Annotated in this window: 6 protein-coding genes; 5 read left to right on the top strand and 1 reads right to left on the bottom strand. The window is 32.3% G+C overall.

The features are described from left to right. Positions 1–1,791, top strand: a 1,791-nt coding sequence (locus HMPREF2737_RS11935; RefSeq protein ID WP_256277649.1) for a DUF1542 domain-containing protein, incomplete at its 5' end; no start/stop codon positions are given. 93 nt (positions 1,792–1,884) lie between these two features. Here HMPREF2737_RS11935 and HMPREF2737_RS10765 read toward each other — a convergent pair. Continuing rightward, positions 1,885–3,144: a BaiN/RdsA family NAD(P)/FAD-dependent oxidoreductase gene (locus tag HMPREF2737_RS10765; RefSeq protein ID WP_037551092.1), complete on the bottom strand. Its 1,260-nt coding sequence runs from the start codon at positions 3,142–3,144 to the stop codon at positions 1,885–1,887. A gap of 273 nt (positions 3,145–3,417) precedes the next feature. Here HMPREF2737_RS10765 and HMPREF2737_RS10760 point away from each other — a divergent pair, with 273 nt between their 5' ends. From HMPREF2737_RS10760 to pepV, 4 genes are all read left to right on the top strand, one after another. Further along, a complete protein-coding gene (locus tag HMPREF2737_RS10760; RefSeq protein WP_037551090.1) occupies positions 3,418–5,055 on the top strand; it encodes a putative polysaccharide biosynthesis protein in 1,638 nt (545 codons plus the stop codon). Continuing rightward, positions 5,052–5,744, top strand: coding sequence for a pseudouridine synthase (locus HMPREF2737_RS10755; RefSeq protein WP_037551088.1), 693 nt, complete (start codon positions 5,052–5,054; stop codon positions 5,742–5,744). The genes HMPREF2737_RS10760 and HMPREF2737_RS10755 overlap by 4 nt, the downstream gene beginning before the upstream one ends. A 20-nt stretch (positions 5,745–5,764) precedes the next feature. After that, a complete protein-coding gene (locus HMPREF2737_RS10750; protein WP_037551086.1) occupies positions 5,765–6,190 on the top strand; it encodes a YtxH domain-containing protein in 426 nt (141 codons plus the stop codon). 290 nt (positions 6,191–6,480) lie between these two features. Beyond that, complete coding sequence (pepV, locus tag HMPREF2737_RS10745; RefSeq protein WP_037551085.1) at positions 6,481–7,890, top strand: Cys-Gly-3M3SH dipeptidase; 1,410 nt, start codon at positions 6,481–6,483, stop codon at positions 7,888–7,890. Positions 7,891–7,893: the final 3 nt, after the last annotated feature.

The raw sequence follows: 7,893 nt of genomic DNA, 5'->3' as shown, positions 1-7,893 counted from the left end.
GCAAATAATGCGAAAGCGTCAATAGACCAAGCGAGAAATAACAATGATGTAGATACTGCAAAAACAAATGGAATAGAAGAAATCAATCACGTCCAACCGACGGTTGTTAAAAAAGATGAAGCGAAAACAGCGATTGATAATGCAGCACAAGCGAAGAAAGCGGAAATCGATCAAACACCAAATGCGACAGAAGAAGAAAAAGCAGCAGCGAAAGCGAAAGTTGATGAAGCAGCAAATAATGCGAAAGCGTCAATAGACCAAGCGACAAATAACGCTAGCGTAGATAACGCAAAAACAAATGGAATAGAAGAAATCAATCACGTCCAACCGACGGTTGTTAAAAAAGATGAAGCGAAAACAGCGATTGATAATGCAGCACAAGCGAAGAAAGCGGAAATCGATCAAACACCAAATGCGACAGAAGAAGAAAAAGTAGCGGCAAAAGCTAAGGTCGATGAAGCAGTAACAGAAGCGAAGAAAGCAATAGACCAAGCAACAAATAATGGTGATGTTGATAACGCAAAAACAAATGGCGTAGAAGCAATTAATCACGTCCAACCAACGGTTGTTAAGAAAGACGAAGCAAAAACAGCGATTGATAATGTAGCACAAGCGAAGAAAGCGGAAATCGATCAAACACCAAATGCGACAGAAGAAGAAAAAGCAGCAGCGAAAGCGAAAGTTGATGAAGCAGCAAATAATGCGAAAGCGTCAATAGACCAAGCGACAAATAACGCTAGCGTAGATAACGCAAAAACAAATGGAATAGAAGAAATCAATCACGTCCAACCGACGGTTGTTAAAAAAGATGAAGCGAAAGCAGCGATAGACAAGGCCACTGAAGCTAAGAAAGCGGAAATTGATCAAACACCAAATGCGACAGAAGAAGAAAAAGTAGCGGCAAAAGCTAAGGTCGATGAAGCAGCAAATAATGCGAAAGCGTCAATAGACCAAGCGACAAATAACGCTAGCGTAGATAACGCAAAAACAAATGGAATAGAAGCAATCAATCACGTCCAACCGACAGTTGTTAAAAAAGATGAAGCAAAAACAGCAATTGATAATGTAGCACAAGCGAAGAAAGCAGAAATTGATCAAACACCAAATGCGACAGATGAGGAGAAAGCAGAGGCAAAAGCGAAAGTTGATGAAGCAGTTAAAATTGCGAAAGAAAATATTGATAAATCTTTAAACAATAACGAAGTCGACGAGTCTTTAAATAAAGGTGAATTGAAAATTAAAAATGTTCAAACTACAGTTATTGCGAAAGAAAAAGCGATCAAACATCTTATGGATATTGCAACAAAACAAAAAGCAAAAATTGATTCAAATCAATTTGCAACTGATGAAGAAAAATCGACTGCGAAACATAAGATTGATCAAATTATAAATAAAGCTTACGCAGCAATCAAAAAAGCAAAAAGTAATAGTGAAGTAAATAATATTGATGATAAATATAGTAAGTTAATTTCAGAAACAAATACTATAGCTAAAGCTAAACATGATACTCTATTAAAGCAAATTGTTGAAGAAAAAGAGGTTAAACTTAATAATATTAAATTTAATATTGTAAAAAGTACTGAAAAAGTGAATGAAATACAAAAAGAAGAATCTAAAAATAAAAAAGAAAAAGTAAATTATAAATTAGAAGTAACTAAGTTTAATGGAAGCTCACAATTGCCTAATACAGGTGTGAATATGACATCTAACGTCGTACCATTAACTCAACTATCCTTAATAAGTGGATTATTCTTGCTATTAATATCAAAACGAAGAAAAAATGCTAAATAAGATTGAATTGCACTATTTTTGACAATCAAATTAAAGATTAATAGAACTTCCTTCAAACATTTTGAATACCAATATGTTTGAAGGAAGTTCTTTTTATTCTATTTGAAATATGGCTGCTTCATTTCCCGCTACATGGCCGGTAACTAAAGCACTTGTGATATTATATCCTCCAGTATAACCGTGAATATCTAAGACTTCACCACATAAAAATAGTCCTGGTTGAATTTTAGACATCATTTTTTTAGGCAAAATTTCTTTTAAACTTACACCACCACCAGTTACAAACGCTTTATCAATTGGTAGTGTCCCATTAACTTCAAAAGTAAACGCTTTAAAGCATTCAACTAATTGTTTAAGTTGCTGATTTGATAAATGATGAAAAGTAGTATTTTCATCAATTTGAGCTTGTTTTAGCATAAATAGAAGATACCTTTCTTCTATTAACCCTCTCAAACTATTTTTTATATATTTGTCAGGTTCTTCACTTAAGATGGATGTTATCTTCTCTTCTAGTAGATGATTTTTAAATTCTGGAAACACATCTAATTGCATTTTAATCTCTTTTTTCTTTTGGTTTTTTTGTTCTTTATAAACAAATTGACTACATCTTAGCGCTGCAGGACCACTTATACCAAAGTGAGTGAATATCATATCCATTTTATGACTTATTCTTTTTTTACCATTTTTCTTAAGAACAGATAATTCTATGTCTTTTAGGCTTAAACCTTTAAGTTCTTTAGATTTAATAAAGGACTCTGCTGAAGTTATAGGGACTTCAGTAGGGAAGAGTTCAGTGATACTATGTCCTAATTTTTTAGCAAACTTATAGCCATCACCCGTTGAACCTGTTTGAGGGACACTAGTTCCACCAGTTGCAATAATGACACTTTTACTTAAAAAAATACCTTTATCAGTTATAACGTTAAAAGTCCCGTTATCTTCTACGTTAATATCATTGACGATAGTTTCCTCTTTTATGTCAACTTTATTTTGTTTTATGGTATTTACAAGTGTATCAACTACATCTTGAGATTTATTTGTGACAGGGAACATACGGCCATGGTCTTCTTCTTTTAATTTGACGCCTCTGGATTCAAAGAAGTTGATTATCGATTCATTATCAAATACTGAAAAGGGGCTATATAAAAATTTTCCATTACCAGGGATATTTTTTATTATTTCTGCGTAAGGTAAACGATTTGTAACATTGCATCTACCACCACCTGAAATTTTAAGTTTTCTACCCAGACCTTTTTTCTTCTCTAATAAGAGTACATTTTGACTTTGTTCTGATGCAGCAACCGCTGCCATAAGCCCACTAGGTCCACCACCTATAATAATCGTTTGATACATAGAGTAACCTCCATTTGTTAATCATAGTTCTCTTATTATAAATTAAAATACGTTTGAATTCTCAATAAATTTAGTTATAATTTAAGATTGGTTCATCATTAATTAATTATATATCTTGATTTATTATGCGTTTAAACTTAAATTTAGTAAAACTATTAAAGTAATTAGTAAACAATTAGTATTTTGTGATATATTTTATAGTAATGCAAGCCCTTAAAAATTACAGGTTTTAAATTAAATAATTTGATTATTAAAAAGGCAGGAAGATTAAATATGAGTGAAAATAAGGAAATGGTAAGAGGTACCTTTCTTATTACATTAAGTATTCTTATTACTAAAATTTTAGGTGTACTTTTTGTAATTCCTTTTTATGCCATTATGGGTGCAAATGCGGAAGAAAAGTTAGCACCATTCAACTATGCTTATGTTCCATATAATATTGCAATTGCTGTAGCAACCGCAGGCATACCGTTAGCTGCTTCAAAATTTGTAGCTAAATATAATGCCTTAGGTGCGTATAAAGTCGGACAAAAATTGTATAAATCGAGTTTTATAGTGATGTCCATTTCTGGAATAATTGGATTTTTAATATTATTCTTCTTAGCACCAGACATTGCTGCTTTAACGTTAGGACGCAAAGAAGGCAAAGGCGGTTGGACAATCGATGATATCACATGGATTATCCGAGTTATTAGTATGGTAGTTATGTTTATACCATTACTTGCTACTTGGCGTGGAGTATTTCAAGGTTATGAATCTATGGGTCCTACAGCTGTTTCAGAAGTAACAGAACAAATTGCTAGAATAGTTTTTATTCTTATAGGTAGTTTTTTAGTATTAAATGTTTTTCATGGTTCTTATCTACAAGCAAATGGTATAGCAACATTTGCAGCTGCTATAGGTGCAATTGCTGGTTTGTTAACGCTTTGGTATTACTGGCGTAGACGTAAACCTCATATTCAAAAAATGGTAGCTTCTGATCATACCTGTTTGGACGTGCCATACACAAAAATGTATAAGGAAATTATTTCATATAGTATTCCATTTGTTATTGTGAGTTTGAATTTTCCTTTATTTAATTTAGTGGATCAATTTACACATAATAATGCACTAGATGCAGCAGGGTTTCATACGAATAAGGACTATTTCTTTACAATTTTAAACTTTACAACAAATAAAATTGTTATGATCCCAACATCTTTAGCTGCTGGATTTGCTGTTAGTTTAATACCATTTATTACCAAAACTTTTGCAGAGGGTCGCTTAAATGAAATGCATCGCCAAATTAAAACTTCAATTGGTGTATTGATGTATATAACGGTTCCGGCAAGTCTAGGTATAATGGCATTGTCTTCACCGTTATATACAGTATTTTATCAATACAATCCAGATGGTAATAAAATATTATTTTATTATGCGCCTGTTGCAATATTAATTTCTCTATTGAGTGTTACTGCCTCAATGTTACAAGGAATAAATAAACAAAAATTAACAGTTTTTGTAATTTTAGGCTCAGTATTTGTTAAATTAATCTTAAATATTCCTTTAATTATGATATTCCATACATCAGGAGCTGTTTTAAGTACTGCAATCGCATTAACGGTTGCCAATGTTGCAAACTTAATGATTTTAAAAGTTTATGCCAAGTTCCACTTTACAGATACATTGGTTCAAGTTGCTAAAATTTTCATTTATAGTTTAATCATGATGATAAGTGTTGAAGTAGTCTACTTCTTACTAAGCTTATTTATTTCTGTAGATCGAAAATCTGGTGCATTTATAATACTAATTATAGGTGTTATAGTTGGTGGACTGATTTATGGAACAATCACAATCAAGAACAGATTAGCTGATGAGTTTTTAGGGGATTTACCTGGTAAGATTCGTCGTAAAGTTGGGTTCCTAAGATGAGATTAGATAAATTTTTAGCAAACATGGGTGTTGGAACGCGTACTGAAGTTAAACAACTTTTAAAAAAAGGAAAGGTCACAGTTAATACTTCAGTCGAGAAGTCACCTAAATCTTATATTAACCCCACAGAAGATATGGTTTGTGTAAATGAAAAGCAAGTTGAGTTCGTTAACAATGTTTATATTATGCTAAATAAGCCAAAAGGTTATATTTCAGCCACACACGATGAATCAAATCGAACAGTAATTGATTTAATTCCGGAATACCAACATCTAAATATCTTTCCAGTTGGAAGGCTAGACAAGGATACTGAAGGTTTACTACTCATTACAAATGATGGTCAATTTAGTCATAATTTAATGAGTCCCTCTAAACATGTTTCTAAGACATATGAAGTGACATCGCAAAATCCCGTTACTAAAGCTGATATTGACGCATTTAAGAAAGGCATCATCCTTTCTGACGGTCCAGTCAAACCAGCACAATTAACTAGAATAAATGAAACTACATCACAGGTTACAATTTATGAAGGTAAATATCATCAAGTTAAAAGGATGTTTCACGCCATTGAAAATGAGGTATTAGAATTAAAACGTCTTAAAATCGCTAAGTTGGCGTTAGATGAAAATCTCAAATCTGGAGAGTATAAGTTACTTTCAGATAAAGAATTAAAACTTTTACAGCATTAACAAAGGAGAAGGTGTTTAATATGGCTAAAACTACAGGTTTATTTAGAATAATTGCTGGTGTTGGCGCTGCAGCTGCAGCAGTAGTATTATCTCGAAAAGAAAGTAGAGATAAATTAAAAGAACAATATAATAAATATAAAGAAGATCCAGAGGGATACAAAGAAAGCGCAAGAGGCTTAGCAAGTCAATTAAGTTCTAAAGCTAATGAAACAATTCAAGAAGTTAAAAATAATCCTCAAGACTATGCTAATCGTTTAAAAAATGATCCAAAATCATTTTTAGAAGAAGAAAAATCAAAATTTACTAATTTAGATGCTAATAAAGAAGATTCATTAGAAGAAGGTAAATTTGATGATGAAGGTGGCGCAACTGTTAATAACAATTTAAGAGTTGTCACTGAAGAAGACTTAAAGAAAAATAATAATGCATTAGAAGATAAAGATTAATCTTGATTTTATCTAAGATGTTTTTGAACCTGAACATTGAAAAATGTATTAGGTTCTTTTTTATTTAATAAGAAGATACATTTGAAAACAAGTAACTATAATTATTACTAAACATGCTAACGTACAATCTTGTTAAATATAACTCCATATAAGGGGGTCAAATGTATAAATTTAATATAGTTAATAATATTTTTTATAAAATCTATAAATATTCTGACATCTTACTGTAATTTATCTCCATAGTTATGTAAAATAAAATGTATATCTATTGAAAAGGAAGTTGATCTCGAATGTGGAAAGAAAAAGTTCAAGAATATGAAGGTCAAATTATCGATGATTTGAAAGGTCTACTTTCAATTGAGAGTGTCAGAGACGATTCAAAAGCATCTGATGAAACTCCAGTTGGTCCTGGACCACGACAAGCACTCGATTATATGTACGAAATTGCACAAAGAGATGGTTTTTCTACCCATGATGTAGATCACATTGCAGGCAGAATTGAAGCGGGCAAGGGTGACGATGTATTAGGCGTTTTATGCCACGTTGACGTTGTACCCGCCGGAGATGGTTGGGATTCAGACCCATTTAACCCAGTTGTAACTGATGATGCAATTATTGCTAGAGGTACGTTAGATGATAAAGGTCCTACAATAGCTGCTTATTATGCAGTTAAAATTTTAAATGATATGAAAGTTGATTGGAAGAAACGCATTCATATCATTATAGGTACGGATGAAGAATCCGATTGGAGATGTACTGAAAGATATTTCCAAACTGAAGAAATGCCTACATTAGGATTTGCACCGGATGCAGAATTTCCAGCTATTCATGGTGAAAAAGGTATAACAACTTTCGATTTAGTCCAAAATAGCACTTCTGAAGACCAAGATGAACCAGATTATGAATTAATATCGTTTGAATCTGGACAACGTTATAATATGGTGCCAGATCATGCACAAGCTAGAGTATTTGTAAAAGAAAATATGACAGACGTTGTACAATATTTTGAACACTACTTAGACCAAAATAAATTACAGGGTGAGAGTGTTGTTGATAGTGGTGAGTTAGTTTTAACGCTAGAAGGTAAAGCTGTTCATGGTATGGACCCTTCATTAGGAGTTAATGCCGGTTTATATTTATTAGATTTCTTATCAACATTAAATTTAAATCAAACGGCAAGAGAGTTTGTAGACTTTAGTAATCGTTATCTTCATGAATCACACTTTGGTGAGAAAATGGGTATGAAATTCCATACAGACGTCATGGGTGATGTAACAACAAATGTTGGTATAATTTCTTACGACAATAAACAAGGTGGACGTTTTGGCATAAACTTACGCTATCCTCAAAAATTTGAGTTTGAAGAAGCAATACAACGATTTACAAAAGAAATTAAAGCATATGGATTTGACCTTGAATTAGGAAAAGTTCAACAACCTCATTTTGTAGACAAAAATGATCCATTTGTACAAAAATTAGTTAAAGCTTATAGAAATCAAACTGGTGATATGTCTGAACCATATACAATAGGTGGAGGAACATATGCTAGAAATCTTGATAAAGGTGTAGCGTTTGGGGCTATGTTTGAAGATTCAGAGGATTTAATGCATCAAAAGAATGAGTATATAACTAAAAAGCAATTGTTCAACGCGACAAGTATCTATTTAGAAGCAATTTATTCGCTATGTGTGGAGGGATAATCT

Source organism: Staphylococcus sp. HMSC069D12, assembly GCF_001810405.1.
Lineage (GTDB): Bacteria > Bacillota > Bacilli > Staphylococcales > Staphylococcaceae > Staphylococcus > Staphylococcus haemolyticus.
The sequence above is the reverse complement of the archived record's forward strand: the minus strand, read 5'-3'. Positions and strand labels throughout refer to the sequence as shown.